At 60.5% G+C, this 16,836-nt stretch carries 8 protein-coding genes; 5 read left to right on the top strand and 3 right to left on the bottom strand.

Features of this window, described 5'->3' with window-relative positions:
* Positions 1-165: 165 nt before the first annotated feature.
* The 4 genes from AC1VVM_RS23540 to AC1VVM_RS23525 all read left to right on the top strand — a co-directional run bounded on the left by AC1VVM_RS23540 (position 166) and on the right by AC1VVM_RS23525 (position 12,541).
* Positions 166-6,543 carry a hypothetical protein gene (locus tag AC1VVM_RS23540; protein WP_482956671.1) on the top strand — a complete coding sequence of 2,126 codons (6,378 nt, stop codon included), beginning with the start codon at positions 166-168 and terminating at the stop codon, positions 6,541-6,543.
* A 127-nt stretch (positions 6,544-6,670) separates the two neighbouring features.
* A complete protein-coding gene (locus AC1VVM_RS23535; RefSeq protein WP_482956670.1) occupies positions 6,671-7,894 on the top strand; it encodes a DUF3644 domain-containing protein in 1,224 nt (407 codons plus the stop codon).
* A 401-nt stretch (positions 7,895-8,295) separates the two neighbouring features.
* The gene (locus AC1VVM_RS23530; RefSeq protein WP_482956669.1) at positions 8,296-8,988 is read left to right on the top strand and encodes a sacsin N-terminal ATP-binding-like domain-containing protein; all 693 of its coding nucleotides are present in this window, start codon (positions 8,296-8,298) and stop codon (positions 8,986-8,988) included.
* Positions 8,888-12,541: a protein NO VEIN domain-containing protein gene (locus AC1VVM_RS23525; protein WP_482956668.1), complete on the top strand. Its 3,654-nt coding sequence runs from the start codon at positions 8,888-8,890 to the stop codon at positions 12,539-12,541. Before AC1VVM_RS23530 ends, AC1VVM_RS23525 begins: the two co-directional genes overlap by 101 nt.
* 91 nt (positions 12,542-12,632) lie before the next feature.
* Here AC1VVM_RS23525 and AC1VVM_RS23520 read toward each other — a convergent pair whose 3' ends face one another.
* A complete protein-coding gene (locus AC1VVM_RS23520; protein WP_482956667.1) occupies positions 12,633-12,851 on the bottom strand; it encodes a MerR family transcriptional regulator in 219 nt (72 codons plus the stop codon).
* Between the two features lie 341 nt (positions 12,852-13,192).
* Between AC1VVM_RS23520 and AC1VVM_RS23515 the strand changes: the two genes are divergently transcribed.
* A complete protein-coding gene (locus AC1VVM_RS23515; RefSeq protein WP_482956666.1) occupies positions 13,193-13,663 on the top strand; it encodes a hypothetical protein in 471 nt (156 codons plus the stop codon).
* A 475-nt stretch (positions 13,664-14,138) separates the two neighbouring features.
* On the opposite strand, the gene AC1VVM_RS23510 is transcribed toward AC1VVM_RS23515, so the two are convergent.
* Both AC1VVM_RS23510 and AC1VVM_RS23505 read right to left on the bottom strand, forming a co-directional pair.
* On the bottom strand, positions 14,139-14,819 hold the full coding sequence (locus AC1VVM_RS23510; protein ID WP_482956665.1) for a hypothetical protein: 681 nt from the start codon (positions 14,817-14,819) through the stop codon (positions 14,139-14,141).
* 43 nt (positions 14,820-14,862) lie between these two features.
* The gene (locus AC1VVM_RS23505; protein WP_482956664.1) at positions 14,863-16,740 is read right to left on the bottom strand and encodes a hypothetical protein; all 1,878 of its coding nucleotides are present in this window, start codon (positions 16,738-16,740) and stop codon (positions 14,863-14,865) included.
* Between the last annotated feature and the right edge of the window lie 96 nt (positions 16,741-16,836).

Here is a 16,836-nt window from a genome sequence, read left to right as displayed (position 1 = left end):
ACGAGCTGCAATCCTCAGCCGAGATCTTGACCACTCGCCGCATTCTGGCTGAAACCGGGGGCATCAAAGGACGAGGGCGCGGGAAACTTGGCGACTGTAGATTACCTGGGTGCGGTAGCTTCCAACGCGGGGGATGATTTCCATGTCCTGTGGGCGGCGCGAGAAATGCTGCGCATTCTCGATCCGGCAAGCGATGTCGAAGCGGTCAAGGTAGAGGGCCTGCCGGACAACGAGATTCATTTCGAGCTCGGCGAGCACGCTCAAGCCGCCGATGTGACGCTGGTGCGCAAGATTGGCGACAAGCAAGTCCATCGGTACCTGCAGCTCAAACATTCCGCCTCGAACCCAGGGGCCACCTGGACGTGGTCTAGGTTGCTCAACCGCCGAACGGCAAGCAAACCCTACAGCAGCGTGCTCGGAAAGCTTGCCGGCTTGATGGAGGGAACAGCCTTCGCAGGCGATTTTGCCATCGTCACCAACCAGCCTTTGGCGCCCGCAGTCTCCTTGGATGTTACTAGGCTTCTGGCCAATGGTGCGAAGCAGTCGGCGGATGATGTCGAGCTTATCACAACGCTGACAAATGCGTTGGGTCTCGGTAAGCGCCAGTTGCTTACCTTCCTCGCGAAATGGGACCTGTCGGGGTTCTCGTCATCCTCTCGTCTATCGATGGAAAGCGAACTCCTGGTACGTCTCGCGGCGCTGCATGATGCCGATGTACGCAACGACGCCGAGCTCTTGCAACGCCGTGTAGCGACGTTGATGCTTCCAGAAAGCCGTCTCGACCCACCCATCACGCGGGAACTCTTGATGGTCTGGCTCGGGATTGGCAACGAGCAGGCACTCTTTCCCGCGCCTTCGCAGCTGACGCCGGCAAGCCCCTACTTGCGTCGGGCAGTCCTCGATGTCCTCGGTGCGCGGCTCGCCGCGCCGCAGGCCAGACCCTTGCGCCTCCACGCCGGCGGCGGTTGTGGCAAAACCAGCCTGCTGTGCGACATTGGCTCGGTCCTACCGACAGGGTCGCAGGTCCTGATCTACGATTGCTATGGAGGCGGATTTTTCCTGACCTCCGACCAGAAACGGCACCTGCCCGAGATCGCCTTCGGACAAGTCGCCAACGAACTGGCCGTGCGGTTCCGGACTCCGTTTCTGCTCCGACGGTATGGCAGCGCCGAAGCGTTCGAGGCATTCCGCAATCGCGTTGCGATCGCTGCCGATCTCCTGGCCCAGCGCGAACCCGGCGCACAGCTCGTTTTGTGCTTCGATGCGATCGACAATGCCCGGAAAGGCGCCATCCATTGGCAGGAGCCTTGTTTCATCGAAATGCTCAGCCAGGCCTCGACCTGGCCCGCGAACGTGCGGATCGTGGTTAGCTGCCGCACCGCGCGCCTCGCCGAAGTCGGGAATGCCAGACTATATGATGATTTCGAAGTCGACCCGTTCGATGTGGACGAGGTTCGTGAACTCGTCGCACTCCGGCAACCGACTTGGCCACGCGGGTTGGCCGGTACATTTTGGGATCTGACGGGCGGGATCGCGCGGCGCATCGTCTACGCCGTCGACGGGCTGCCCGAGGACGGCGCGGGGCGAGCCATCGAGCGGCTGATGCCTAAGGCCATCGGAATCGATCCCCTTTTCGAGCAGCGGGTCGACGAGGCGGGCAAGCATCTCGGCGATCCCAGCAGAGTGTGGGAGGTGCTCCAGGCCCTCGCGCGACTGCCGCGGCCAGTGCCTAGTCAGTTCCTCGCGTCGCTCGCCAGGGTTTCATTGGCTGAAATACAGGACATCGCCGTGGATGTGGGCGGCATCGCTGCGCGCAACGAAGGGTGGTCCTTCCACGACGAGGACTTCGAAGCGTTCGTCATCGATCGCCCGGACTATGATAGCGCGCCGCTGCTCGCACGGGCAGCGGACATGATGCTAGAAGATCGTATCCAGGATCGGTACTGCGCGACTGGGGTTGCCGAAGTGCTGGTGGCGGCGAACCGGCTCGATGCCCTTTACGCCTTGGTGACTCAGCCAGAGCCGCCATCGCAAGTGCTATCCAAGCTCGAAGCGCAATTCGTCTGGTCACGCCGATTAGCCTTCGCTCTGCGCGCTTGCCGCGAAGCGGCAGATATAGCGTCGGCGTGCAGCCTCCTTATCGCCTCGGCAGAGGCGGTTGGGCGAGCGCGCTTGCTGGACAAACTCGCCATCGAAAACCTAGACCTTGCAGCGAGGTTCGCGGCCGACGAGGCAAACCGCCTCGTCATGATCAATCAGAGATACCGCAGCAAGCGCCCGCGCCTGCGGTTAGAACTTGCCTGCCAGGCGGCTGCGGAGCAGCCTGGCGCGGCGCGAAAGCACCTACGATGGTGGTTCGCTCATTTGCAAGAACGCGACGATTCCGATCAGACGAGTTTCGACGTTACCGCGAAGGACATTGCCGCCGAGTATGCTGTCATCGCTGCCTTGGAGGGTAACGACGCGGCGCGTGAGCGCTTGATGCAATGGAGTCCGATTGGCATTTGGCTGGCGGTGTTCCGTGAACTTTGCGTCCGAAGCGCCGGCCGTGACCTTGCCGCGATCGAGGACAACCTTGCGGCGCAGTTCTGGCCGCCGCGCGCGCGCGCGCCGATGATGGCCGCGGCCTTGCTGGCTGGCGCGGATGCCGCCTCTCCTGCAATGCGTCAGCATCTATTGTGGTTGGCCAAGGCAAAACCGACCCGATGGCAACATGCGCACAATAGCAACGACCACACGCCGATTCTCGGATGCCATGAGGCCGTATTGCTGGTGGCGGAACGCGCCTTGGCGCAAGACGACCTCCATCCCGCAATTCTTGCCCTCATCGACAGTGCCTTTCCTCGCCCCGAGCTGGACGAACCCCGGGATCTCTACCGTCTGCGTTCTGCCGGTGCCCGGTACGCGCGTGCCCATGCGATCCGCGAGGCGATTTCGAGGTCGGAAATCCCCATCGCCGATTGGCTACCGCCCGAGCGCGAGGTTCCAAAGCCGGTGGAAACACGTCGGCGGCCAGGCGTTCGCACCGAAGCTTCGCCCGAACAGCAGTGGAACGAGGCGCTTCAAGAAACCACGGTCTTTTATCACCGTCTGGTCAAGGCCGCGCGCGCGACGCTGGCGGGCCTCGGCACCGATCCTGCAGCCGCCTGGACGCAAGTCACAACAGCCCTCCGTATGTCGGGTGGATATGACCATACCTCGCGCCGCGATCCGGATGCGGCGATGCTTTTGATGCGCAATCACATTGTCCACGTCGCACTCAACGGAAGCGATGTTGCAGCAATGGTTGCGGATTTGAGGTCGGTTCTGAAAAGCTGGTCGGCGGACAGTTTTCAGCGCAGTCTGGGTCTTGCCCAGGTTCTCGCAATGATTCCCAGCGCGCATGCAGCGGTCGGCGGGTTGCTGACGGATCTCTGCACTGAAATCAAACAGCATCCGCTTCCCGCCAGTGACCGCGTGAAGCTTCTTTCGCAATCCGCCCGTATTGCGCTGCCGATTGACGAATATCTTGCGGACTGGCTTTTCAGTGCCGCCGTTGAAGCGACAGATGCGGTCGACTTCGAGGCTCACAGCGCACTTGCCGCGGCTGGCGCAATCGCAGCGCAGGGGTTCAATGGTACATCTGCAGAAACATCCGCTCTGGCGGCGCGTCTCGGCAATGCTGCTGGAATGATCGTCGCCTCGCTGGGCGACGGGGGCAATTTCACATGGGAGCGCGTTGCTGGATGGGTTGCTTCGGCAAACCTGTCGACGGGTGTAGCTGCTGCGTTGAGATGGCACGACCAGGGAATCGTGGGTTTACATGATAGCCTACCGGCAATCCTCGAGGGTCCCTCACGATTCACCTTCGCCCAGCGAGTCGCGATCGCCCGACTTGCTTCGCACGATGATCTCGATATCGATCTGGCGATCGGTAATGCGGGAGCCGTACCGCGCTGGTTCGTCGCGGCGGAGCTGGCCACCTTGCAGAAGAGTGGTAGAATTGATCACTTCCTCAGAGGATACGCCTTGCTCGATGGACGGGCAGCACGTGATGCCAGTGATCTGGTCGCTGCGGCAGGTCCTATCCGCGATCGTCTTACGGGATGGCGAATTCAACCGAACATGGAGGAAGACGGGGAGGGCGGTCCGCCAGCATCTCCCAACCAAGGGGGGAGCGAGACGGGCGCCGTGACGGCAGATGCGCTGCCTATCGCCGATGAGGCGGGAATTCGCAGCGCGCTTGTCTCGCAACACGATCATCGCGGGCCTAATGCATTCCAGCTCATTACGATCGCGAAGCGGCTGGCGAGCCCGGCGCTTCGGATCAAGTTTCTGGATATCGCGCTGCAGTTCGGAGGAGCCGATGGCGCCTTCGGGCAAGCGATTCCTCAAATACTGGCAGCTTGGTCCGGCTATCCTCCAGCAGCAGCTTGGGCACAGCGGAACCTGCCGGGCTATATTGTCGGCGCGCTCAGCGACCTGTTTCCTTGGCGGTACGACGATGCCGAGATTGTTGAAGCGGCGTTGGCTGCGACAGGGTTGGGCCCGAGTGAACAGGCGAGCACCCTGTTGGATGGGATCGTACGACAAGGCGAGGCGCTTAACGGCGATCTCCTTTACACATTGACCGGTCTTATTGCGGCGCGCACGCCCAAGGATCGGCGCGTAGCGTTGTTCGAATCTCTGCTCACACGGATAGAGGCGCGCACCACGCATCCTTCGGTTGTGACACTGACCCCCGAGCTCGCAAACTTTGGTGCTGCCGAAACGGTCGCCGCCGCCCTGTTCGCGGCAATGGGCGATATGGATCGTCGCATCCGCTGGCGCGCCTCCCACGCCGCCCTTGCTTTGATGCGAGGCAACGATCCGGCTTGGGATGCCCTCGCCCGGTCTCTGGATACCGAAGGTGATGCGGCCTTCAATGGTCCGCCATTTTATCGCTATGCCGCGCTCGAACAGCTCTTGATGACGCTCCAGCGCGCGGCAAACGAGCATCCGGTCGCCGTCGTTCCGCATACCCAGATGATCCTCGCATTGATTCGCCGTGAGCCGCACGCGACCTTGCGCGAATTGGGGCGTTCGATATTGCTGGCGTTGGACCGTCCCGAAGCCGCGCCCCTTGACCAGGCTGATCGGGATTATGTCGAACGGCTCAATCGCAGCCAGTTGCCGCCTGCTCCAGAGGAATCGTTCAGGTCCCGACACCGTTCAGCGCAAGAGCGCGATCGTCAGCGGAAGTATCGCTTCGACGAGACGGACGCGATTCCCTATTGGTACAATCCAGTCGTCCGCTTGTTCGACATTTCGATGGAGGCCTTCCTCGACCGAATGGAACATTGGCTTCACGACGAGTGGGGGCACGTCGAGACGGACACGCATTGGGCGCGGGAGCCGCGGCCCGAACGGCTGGGTGACAGTCTTGATTCGCGCAGGCACGGGTCACGACCGACCATTGAACGCTGGAGCTATCATATCGAGTGGCACGCGATGATGTGCGCGGTGGGCGAGATGATAACCGAGGTTCCCTTGAGAGAGCCCAAGAGCGATGAAGGGGGGCGTTATTTGGAGTGGCTTACGAAAGCGTTGCCCACTTTGGCGCCGCAATGGTTGGAGGATCTGGTTACCTCTCCGCCGCTTGAGCCTCGCTTCTGGGGCATACCGCCCTTAACGCCGGCACAGGGCGGCCATAGCGAGGACAGCCGTGCAATTACCCCTTGCGATTGGGATGCAACGATCAGCCCGCAGGTTTTCGACGCCGAATGGATCGCCGGTGAGGATATCGTCGTGGCCGGCGATTTCGAGTTGAACTGGCGAGACGGCACGCAAAAGGTGGCAATCCATTCGGCGCTCGTGAGGCCCGAGACGGCATTGTCGTTGGGTAGAGCGCTGGCGACGATCCGCGACCGCATGGATTTCGCCTTACCCGATGCCTGGTATCACGACGATTATGATACACCGGGCTTCGAGCTAGAGGCCTGGTTGCGTTCACCAGAATCCGATCCACGAGCGGATAAGTTCGACGTGCGGCGCGGTGCGATCGCAGGCATTCCTGTCGAACCAGCGGGCGCTACGAAGGCCGAAGGACTGCACTTCGATTTCGACAAATCCGCCTGGTGCGCGCAGGCAGGCGTTCCACTGTTGTCGATCGACCAATGGGGCAGCGAAGATGCACCGCATGGCCATGGGTGGCGTGCAACGGCAGACCGCGCATTCCTTTCGGGCTTGCTCAAAAAGACCGGACGCAGTCTCATCGTCAATGTCGAGATTTCTCGGGACATCCGTGACGCGCAGGCGGAGCGCAGTCCCACCCGCTGGCAACTCTACGTCGTCGAGATGGACGGTAATGTGACGCGGGTCGAACCCCTTCGGCGCAATCTTGGGCGCTACCTTGTACGCCGGGAAGGACTGACCGACAGTGTCGATACCCTCGGGCGTTGGATGCTGCACCGCGCCGCTGAACTCGACGTTCTTCGCAAGGATGTGGACGATACTACGCGCGCCTTCCTCGACGAGGAAATGGCATCCGTATGCGCGGCTTTTCACGCGCGCCTTTCCGGTTAGGCATTTACGTAGGGCACGAGTGCCAAATATAAAGTTGGATCGAGAGCAGGTAACGAAGGCCGGGAGGCTCGACCTCCTATCGTGACGCTGCGGATATGATCCAATCTCGAAAAGGGGGGGCTCGAGTATGGCGCAAACGCCGAAACGCAACGCAGCAAACAAACTGGAGCGTTCGGAAATCGCGCTGATTAAGCGCATGATATCAGAAGGTATTTTGAACGATCAGGACATCCTTGCCTACTTCACGCGGCCAACTCGTAGCATCAACCACGCACGGATTGCCGAAATTCGAAATCAGACAAAACACCGCAACGTAGCAGCCGCCAACCAAGCAGAGCTTGGTACATTTTTGCAGGCGTGGCCACAGATTGATCCGGTCACTGGGGCTCACCTGCGCGGCGACGAGTTGCTCGTTAAAGCCCGCGAAGCGATGCTCCAGGCGGTGCAGGGCTTTAACAATCCCCGCGCCTATTTTAAAAGTGAGATGTTCATCGTCATCGCGGTAATTGCTTACACCTACCTCCTTCACTGGCACTACCGTCGAAGCGGCGTTGACATCCGTTACAAACGAACGGTGGACGGTGTGGAGACCGTCTTGAAGACGCGACACGGAGCAGACAAACATTGGGAGCTGGAGGCATGCATCGATTACGCAGAATGCCCTCTCGACGCTCCGACGATTGCCAACCTCAGGTTTTTGATTGCTATTCGGCATGAGATTGAGCACCAGCTCACCAACCAGATTGATGATACGATCTCAGCGAAGCTGCAGGCCTGCTGCTTGAATTTTAACCGCGCTATAAAGGAGATTGCAGGCGCGCAGCACGGCCTCGACCGAGATTTATCGCTCGCCCTGCAGTTCAGCGGTATCAGCAGAGATCATCGTAACATTCTGCTCTCCGAGACGGACATGCCGGCTCACATTCAAGCAGCTCACACTGAATATGAAAATGGGTTGACCGACGAGATGGTGGCTGATCCGCGCTACTCATATCGGGTCGCATACATCGAGCAAGCCGTGAACTCGCGAGGGAAGGCGGATCAAGTCATTGAGTTTCTGCGCCCGGGCACTGAGAAGGGTGACCATGTTCGACTGGCGTTGAAAGAAGTCGAAAAACCGAAGCTTAAGCCGGGTCAGATTGTTTCCCTGATGAGAGAGGAGGGCTACCCGCGCTTCAATTTGCATCATCATACACAGCTTTGGCAGGCCGCGGACGCTAAGGCTCCGGGCAAAGCATTCGGGACGACTTTGGCCGACGGCGCTTGGTATTGGTACCCGGCGTGGGTCGACCAAGTTCGAGCGCATGTACAGGCAAATGCACATCAATATGGACCAGAGCCAGTTGGGTAAAAGCAGTCGAGCGCCTTCGAAATGAGCACAGATAGAGTCCTGTGATCCGCTGTTACGATTGGTTGCTTTCATCATGCGATGTCGGTCAGACAACCGCCACATGGCGGCCCATTCCCTGCTCTGCGGGATCGATTTCTTTCACATAGTCTTTCAGTGGCATTCGAAGATGTAGCGGCCGGGCTTTAGCGCGCCCTGCCGAACCAGCGAATAGATTTGCGGATTGCAGGCCGAACGCTCCGAAAATCGCCTTGGGCCATGCCAAAATCCCTGAGCCTGAACGTCGCTACCACTGCGCGTTCCCGTCTAGGTATTCTTTTTTTACTTCACGCTGGTAGATCAATCGTGGCACATCCTTGAATGGCCACTCGCGCTGCACCCCAGGAGGAACTTTTATCAAAGCCATGGCGACTGAGGCTGCGGCCAATGAGGCGCTCACCGCGGTCAGCGAAGTGCCCGAACATGCTCACGAGTGGCTCGACTGGCTGGACGAGCGACTTGCCCAGTGCCAAGCCGGCTATAGCGCAGCTCCAGATTGGCTAAAGGGGCACGCAAACGGCGAAGCTTCCGCCGCGCGCGACTATGCCGGCCGTGAACTGCTGGAACTGGTCCAGAACGCTGCAGACGCGGCGGCCGAGGTCGGTGGGCGGGGCCGCGTCCGCATCGAGATCAACGGCGAAGGCCTGCTAGTGGCCAATACCGGAATGCCGTTTCGCACGAAGGGCATCCGTTCGCTGATGACGGCGCACACCAGCGACAAACCGGAAAGACAAGCTACGTTGATCGGCGCGAAGGGACTTGGCTTTCGTGCGCTTCTCAACTGGTCGCATGAGCCGTTCATCACGAGTGGAGCGCTGGAGATCGCCTTCTCACGCACGCATGCCGCCGCTCAAGTGGAAGCGCTTGCAAAAAAAAAGCCCGAAGATCGCGGCCCTCCTGAAGGAGAGCCGAACGGTACCGGCTCCGGTGCTGTGTTTCCCCGCAGCTGGGACTGCATTGACCCTACTGGAGCGGCAAACGCCGCGCACATTGTTCGCGCGGGCACGCGAACTGCGCGCACAAGGCTACGACACGGTGGTTGCAGCGCCGTTCGATGATCCCAGGGCACGCCAGCAGGCCATCGCGCAGCTCGCGGAATTCCGGCCGGACTTTCTCCTTTTTGTCGAAGCGATCGATGAGATCGTGATGCAAACCGACGCACAACCCGAGCTACGCTGGATGACTGTTCCGGTCGAACAGGATCGCTTCGCAATAGAGGTTTCAAGCCAGGGCCGTGTCAGTTTCAGCGAATGGTATTGCATGCGGAAACGAGGCGATCTGCCCGATCCGCAATCTGAGGATGGAGCTACTCGGCCATTTGAACTGGCAATCGCGATCCGGCCCGAGCTGAGCGAGGGAACCGGCCAGCTTCACTGCTTTTTTCCGACATCCGTATCGCTTCCGTTTCCTGCACTCTTCCACGCGACCCTCGAACTCAACTCGAGCCGCAAACTGCTCAAGGACAATTCCGAACTAAACGAAGGCGTACTGCGCGAGCTAGCGGTCTTCTACGCCGAGATGCTGACACAACTGCGCGAGAGAAAACTGCTGAACGACACGATCGCCCAATTGACCCGGGCTAGCGTCTTCCCTTCTGTACTGCAGGGCTTCGAAGCGCAGGTTTATCTGGCGGCGCGTGCCCAACCGCTGGTCCCGACCAACGGCGGGCGTCATGTCACCGCCGATCGCGCCATACTGGGCCCAAAAGGCTATGGTAGCTACCTGCCGAAGCGCTTCTTCCGCACTCTGGCGCGTTGCCGAAACGATCGCGACCGAGAAACCCTAGCTCGGCTCGAGATTGGCGAACTCGCCCCCCAAGCGATGTTGGACACATTGCTCGATGCCCCGCTGCGCATGGACGAGCGTGCCCGTGCAATCGTGGGTATAGCCACGAGTTTGCCAAAGAGGTTTCACGACCGACGGCTGTTGCTGGACACCGGTCTGACCCGATTGACACGCAACAACAGCTGTTTTCCGCTGCCACAGAGCGGCAAGGCACCAGCACTGCCGCGCTGGGCGATCGCAAAGTTCATTCATCCCGAGTTGTGGCAACGCATCCAAACCCAGATCCCCGGTACGCAGCGCGCCCGCTTCGAGGCGGTAAGCGGCTTTGGCATTCACGAGTTCAACGCAGCCGGGATGATTGCATCGCTGAGGCGGCAGGCTAACGACTTGCTCGAGCGCGGGCATGCCGATCCGGACAAGGTCCGCCGCGAGCTGATCGCCGCGCTCTACGCGTTGCGCAAGGGCGTCGCGAGAGACAGTGCGGCGCTTGGTGTTCGCGTCGAGGTGATCTGCGTTGATGGTGTCTGGCGCGAGGCCAGCGAGGTTCATCTTTCGCATGGTTATGGCGATGCCGGAGGGATCGTATCTGCACTTTATGCCACGCAGCCAAGACGGCTGCTCGGCCTTGCGGCTCCAAACGGCCTCCGCGAGCCGGCCGATGACCATGCCGCATTCTTCCGGTGGCTTGGCGTACGCACCTGGCCAATGGAAGAAACCCGCAACGTCCCTCCCGCTCTGCGCGCAATCGTGGTTGCCGCTCTTCCCGCTAAGTTCGAGGTTACGGAAGGCAATCATCGGCGTGAGATCAACCGCGACGCGCTCTCCTGGGATTCGACGTACACCGCTCAGCATGACTGGATTGCAGGGCTGGATGAAATTCTGTTGACGGCACCGAGCGCTGCGATCCTGGCCTGGCTCGCGCTCGACCCACGCTTCGACGCGGTGCGTCCGACCACATTCAAGACGAGGCTCAAGGCCAGGTCGGGTGCCGCGGGATACAAGCCCTATCACGGCGCTCTGCCCGATCTCGTTCGCGAGAGCCTTATCAGCGCTGCCTGGCTCGACACGACTGATGGTGGCAAAGCCGCGCCTCACATGACCATGGTGCAGCCCGGTGCGCTCAGCGTTCTGTTCAAGACACCCGCACCACCAACGGTCGAGCAGGAAACTGCCTTTGGTCTTACACGCCCGCTCTGGCTACGCGGACTGGCCAACGCACAGTTGCCGCAGGGCCTGGCCGATCTTGGCGAGGCGGCAGTCTACCGCCTGCTCGCGCAGCTCAATGACCGTGATCCCGGTGCTGACACGGTGCGCCGCATCTACAGCCAGATCCTTAGCGTCGAGGGATTCTCTGCGGTACGCGCACCGGAGGAGAGCAGGGTCTTTCGCGAAAAGGGCGAGGTGCAGGCGCGCAAAGAAGGGGCCATCGTGTGGAACCCGGTCCGGGACACCCTATACCTTGATCGCGACAATTTCCCTTCCGCTGCCCGCGAGCATCTTGCGCTCATCGACCTGCCCGCCCGGCGCAGCGCCGCCGAAGTCGAGGCACGCTTTGGCATTGCGCCGGTCAGCAAGCAGCCCTTCAGCCTGACCATCGGCCGCACGGTCGAGGAGGCCGGCAGCGTCTCTGCGCTTCTTACGGCACGCGTCGCGGACAGCTTGCCCTTCATAAAGGCATTGCGGGCGGCAAACTCGATGGAGTCGGCGCGATTGCGACGCCTTGAAGCGCTTGAACTCGCGGTTGTCGTCGAGGCAGAACTGGAGTTCAGCCTTGGCAGCAGGATTTTTGCCGGCCAGCTCGAACCCGGCAAGTACGTGCTTGATGGCGACCGATTGCTGGTCTGTGTCGATGTATCGGAATCGGAGGATGAGATCGTGCTGCGGGCGATCACCGCGATCAGTGATGGGCTTGCAGAACTGTTCGAACTCCAGGCAGGCGACGACTTCGAAAAACTTCTCGCGCCGCACAACGATGCGCTGCGCATGCTTCAGCTGCGCCGCCTGCTCGCCAACCAGACTCCCGAGGAAGTCGAACGCCTCATCGCCGGGCTTGAACTGGAAATCGCGCGGTGCGAGGCCCCATATACGGTGGATGCTGCGACGCTGGCGACAGCGACCAGACCGGGAGAAACTGAAGATACCGGCGAACCCGGCAGCGCGGCGGAGTCCTCTATCCCGCTAGCGGATCGGGGCAGCACGGCGGGTACCGGTGGCTCCGAGGACCGCGCCCCGCCGTCTGCGCCCGCAACGCCGCCGCCTCCTGCCCCACCGAGGCAGCGCCCCAAGGCAACGCGGGTCGAGGTAACCGTTCTCGATCTTGAAACCGGCACCTCGAGCCGGACCGGATGGAGCCCTGGGATCAGGAACGGAGGCGCCACCTCGTATGGAACTGGCAGCCGCGATCCCGCGGCGCCACGAGATGCCGAGGAATGGACGGCGCTGCTCGAACAAAGCCAGGGACGCTTCCCACTTAACGTGACCCGCCTGCAAGGCCGCGATGCATTCGGCTGCGACTATCTGAGCTTCGCGAGCGAGGCGGATCGCAGGGCATTCGAGGCTGATCCGAGCCTGGTGGCGCTCATCGTGCGGTTCATCGAGGTCAAGTCGGGTACGGTTCGTCTTACCCAGAATGAACAGCGGGTCGCCCGTCGCGAGAAAGCCCGTTACCATGTGTATCAGTTCGCGTTCGATACTGCCGGACGTGGAACTGCCCATGTCACGATTGTCGCTGATCCGCTCAGTCATCGCAGCGCCCTTGCCCGTGAATGTGAGGTGCGGCTCGACCTGATCCCCACCAGGCAGAAGTTGCGCCTTTCCGCCAGCTGACCGAGCAGTGGCGTGTTCAGAGCTGGGAAACTGACATGCATCGCGCCCTGCTTCACGTGCCGGTGAAAACCGGCCCGGCACCGGCGGGCTATCATGCGCGGGCCGGCAGTGTTGATCCAAGCGCATCGATGATGCGGCAATCGGCGACGGTGCCGCTATCGCCGCAACCGATCACGGCCGTGAGTTCGTTACGCATCGCCGCAAGATCGGCCAGTTTGCGATCCGCTTCGAGCAGATGGTCTCTAGCGATTCGATCAATAGCCTCCGATAACTGCTCACTGATCGCAGCTGGGAACGATAGCTTATTCATACAAGCCGCTCCGAAGCGGACCGAGCACAAAGTCCCATTGGCGGCCGTTCATTATGGTCGACCACTCGGTGAACAAATGGCCGCTTCGGAGATGCTCACAGGAGGTGCTGAACGGCGGCTCTTTCGGCGGTTCGGATTGGAGAGCAGGGCAGGGCAGGGGACTTTGGTAGCTACGCGCCCCTTTTCGGATCTCTGACACCTAATACAGCGATGCCGAAAGCGGAACGCCGACTTTCCTTGGGTAGCCGTTTCACCTAAAGGCAGGATGTGGCGAACGGTCCCATTCAACCTTGGGGCGTTATATTTATATTGCGCGACAAGAATGCGGGAAGAGGGGTGTGATGTCGGTTGAGTTAAGGGCAGGGGTTGTTTCGAATATTAGATTATTCGCGCAAAAGGCAGAAACTGGAAAAGTTTCTTTTGCTGAATTTGACCTTGATGGCGCTCGTTCGCAATATTGTGTCGGCCTTATACACAACTCCGACGATCCCGAGCTCCCTCCCTTCGGTGACGGCGATGAATTACGGGTAACGGGAGTGCATCGAGGGTCTACATTCAAGGTTTATGCGATCGAATTGGCACCGAATGATATAATTATGAGCAATAGTTCTGCATTTTCCTTGACTGCCGGATTGTTTGCGGCATGCGTTGTGCTATCATTCATTTGTGTATTTGTCACAATAGACACTGACGTGATTAGAATGCGCATTTTGTTAGGTATGATGATTGCGTTTTTGGCCAGTTTGAGCGCCCATTTGATTTCCTGGGGCCTCTGTTTGAGGGCTGCGAAAAGGATGCTGGAGCAACCCTAAGTACGTCATTTTCCGGCCGCCTGCAGAGAGCAGCGCCCCGTAAATGGAAGCGCGGTCGCTATCCGGAAGGTTTCGGGTGGCCGGCAGGGCCAGCCGATGACTGGAATTGCGGGCTTCCAAACAATGCAAACGCTGCGCGCTTAATGCATTGCAATTATATGAAAGGGACCGATCGGTCTCGTCACGGCCATTGCCAGCCTTTCATCGTGGCTGATCTCTCGGTGAACGAATGACCGCTTCGGAGACGCTCGCAGGAGGCGCTGAACGGCAGCTCTGTCGGCGGCTGCCGTCGGCGAAAAGGCTGGGTTACGAAGAGCCGGGCAGGGCCTTGCAGCTAACCGCATTTTACCAGCGATATGCGGAAATACCGGTCAGACGATAAACATGTCGCCAAGGTTGGCAGCGTTTTTGGCGTTAATGCGGTCAGGGTTGATGTGCAATCTGGCCCCGGTAGCGCCGGGGCCAGAATTCTTCATTAAAGCGAAACGGGAACGGGATCAGTGGTTTCGGCTTCCGGCAACGGCTTGATCTTCAGACCAGTCATGAGTTTGGGTAGCGCGGTACCGATAGTGCCGAGCCCCTTGCCTTGCATACCCAGCAGGCTGGCGGCGGTCTTGAACTCGCCGATACGGGTCATGAGCTGAGGATTGCTTCCGACCGATTTGACCATGCTTGGAGCTGCGCTGGCGAGCTGGACGTTACGATGAATGCCGAGCGCCAGGTTGGCGATCGCAGCGCCAATAGCCGCCTTTTGCCTCGCATCGCCTGCCTTGTAGGTCGCAGTGAGGTCATCGGTCAGGTTTTCACGCGACGCCATAACTTGAAGATTTTGCTCGAGCTGGCTGCGGTGAGCGTTAAGTTCGCCGAAGTTCTGTGCACCATTAATCGCAGTGATTTCTGCCTTTTGCGAGGCAAGACCGCCGCGATCGTTGAGCGCCTGAGCCAGCAAAGCGGCTGAGATCATGACATTCTTGGTAGAACGCATAGCACCATTCAGAAATGCGCCCGCGTCCGCGCTGGAAACGCTTGTCTCCGAACTGCCGCCGAGGGCTTTCTTGCCCAGACCGCCCAGACCACCAAGCTGGGCAGACACCCCAACCGGTGCCGCGAGCACAGCGGCGGCAAGCAACAGAGTTATCGGTTTACGCGTAATCATCGGTATTGCACTCCTCAAACAGATTTGGTCAGGGAATTAAAAGTCAGGACGAGAGCTTGAGAGCTGCGGCGGCTTCTTCCGCTACGGGCAATGCTTGGCTCACAAGATCGGACTGGAGCATCGCAGCCTGCGCCTCGGCGCCAGAGTTTGCCGGCATGCGGGTTGGAGTCAGCTTAGTGGAAAGGCCGCTGGCCCCAATTTTTGGGTTCGACGCAAGCGCCCCTTGGTGCAGCGTGTAGCCTATGGTGACCTGGTAACCAGTCGCCACGGGCGCAACGGCTAGAACAGGTAGGAAGCAGGTATCGACCGAGGCTTCCGAAGCCGCCCCGAAGCGGTCCCAGCCGGCAAAGCTGGGAGCATAGCTTTTGAGGATAGCAGGAAGGCCTGTCAGTTTCACAGGCGCGGCCATCCGCCCCGCCACCAACGCCGATGCGACCGCCCCATAGGCAGGCATTGCAAGTTGCCCCCGGTCGTCGACGGCAGGAATTCCATTGGCAGCAGCGCACTGCCCGACCGTCTGGCGCATCGCTGCAGGGACACCCGCCGCTTCGAGCGCCACCACTTCACCGCCATGCAGGGCTAGTGGCGTCACGCCAGCATCGCTGACGACAAGGCCGCCGGACACTGCTTGGCGGGTGGTCACATCGCCCACGGGCACCATGACAGGTCCGGCAAGTCCAGTGAAACGTCCCGCCTGTCGCAGAACCGGAAACGTTTGCCCGATCCCTGCAGAACCGCCGGAATCCGCCATGAGCAGGGCGCCGTCTCTGCGCGAAAGCGGCAACAGGCGAGGCTGCGGCCGAAATGCGCTCATGGTCTTTGCCACATCTTCAAGCGCGTTGCGCAGCACCGCTTCTCGCCGTTGTGAAAGAGGCAGCCGAATACCTCGGCTGATCTTGTCTTCGATCACGTTATGACCTTGCCAAGTCCCGATCGCGCGGCCGGAAGCATCCACCAGCGTTACGAAAGCAAATGCCTCGTACCTGTCCACGGTGACGCCTGGTATTTCGCTGGGACGGCTGACCGGATCCAACAGAACCACGCGTGCGCTGGCCACGTAATCGGGTAGACTGCGCTCCTCGGACCTGAGGTTAGCACCGGCACCATCGAGGGCGAGCGTGCGCAAGCGTGAGAACGACGCGTTGACCGGGACCGGAGCAAGTGCACTGCCACTCCCCAGCGCGTTTTCCAGTATTTGGCCAAGCCAAACGGGTGCGTAACCCGCCGGCGCATGTTCCACTACGGTAAGTACGCTGGGTCGCGCCAGTGTTTCTACCGGAGCGGTCGCCATGCGGCTCAGGATCTGACCCTCGCGATATCCGCCAAGCTGTGCTTCGACGACTGCATAGTCTGGCCCGGCGTAGAGTACCCTGCCGTCACCGTTGATGCCGTCCCCCTTGCGGAGTCCGGCATTGCGGCCCTTGTTCACGATATATCCGGTCTCGTCCTTACCCAAGGAGACTGAGCCGAGCACTTTTGCGGTCTGCTGGTAAGGATGAAAGGCTTCCGCCGCTTCCGCGACCAATGCCAGCATTGCAGCGTTTAGGTGCGCCGGGAACTGGCGCGCCAATTCAGCGTCGACGGTTTCGACAGATTGCGTACCCTGCGCGATATCGTTGCTTGTACGGGTAAAGACGACTTCACCAGTGGCGGGGTTGGTGATGTCCAGGGTCAGCGTGATTGGCGCATAAGCATCTACCCCGCCGGGCTTTGGAACTGTGGCGCGTCCTGCTCGGGTCAGACGAAGCGAAACCGCCAGCGTACCGCGGAGCCGCGCGGAGGGTGTCGCGTCAACGGGAAGATGCGCGCCGAACTTTGGCTCGACATTGCGAAACCGCGCAGCGACCGCCTGCGCAAATGCGTTACCGATAACGACGCGCTGATCCTTGCCCAGCATAGGACAGAAGAGCGGGTCGACCATGGTAGCGCCCTGCGAGGCGCGATCCTCGCAAACTCCGCCTTCGAACCCATAGAGAGCAGGCGCGGCCCAGAGCCATGGCGCTCCGGCATCCTGCGC

The organism is Novosphingobium sp. BL-S-33, assembly GCF_056857025.1.
This window is presented reverse-complemented; position numbering and strand designations above follow the sequence as displayed.

Excerpts from the sequence above, each read along its gene's own strand:
- AC1VVM_RS23520 (WP_482956667.1), bottom strand. The coding sequence starts at position 12,851 with ATGAATAAGCTATCGTTCCCAGCTGCGATCAGTGAGCAGTTATCGGAG.
- AC1VVM_RS23540 (WP_482956671.1), top strand. The coding sequence starts at position 166 with ATGCTGCGCATTCTCGATCCGGCAAGCGATGTCGAAGCGGTCAAGGTA.
- AC1VVM_RS23515 (WP_482956666.1), top strand. The coding sequence starts at position 13,193 with ATGTCGGTTGAGTTAAGGGCAGGGGTTGTTTCGAATATTAGATTATTC.
- AC1VVM_RS23530 (WP_482956669.1), top strand. The coding sequence starts at position 8,296 with ATGGCGACTGAGGCTGCGGCCAATGAGGCGCTCACCGCGGTCAGCGAA.
- AC1VVM_RS23535 (WP_482956670.1), top strand. The coding sequence starts at position 6,671 with ATGGCGCAAACGCCGAAACGCAACGCAGCAAACAAACTGGAGCGTTCG.
- AC1VVM_RS23510 (WP_482956665.1), bottom strand. The coding sequence starts at position 14,819 with ATGATTACGCGTAAACCGATAACTCTGTTGCTTGCCGCCGCTGTGCTC.
- AC1VVM_RS23505 (WP_482956664.1), bottom strand. The coding sequence starts at position 16,740 with ATGGTCGACCCGCTCTTCTGTCCTATGCTGGGCAAGGATCAGCGCGTC.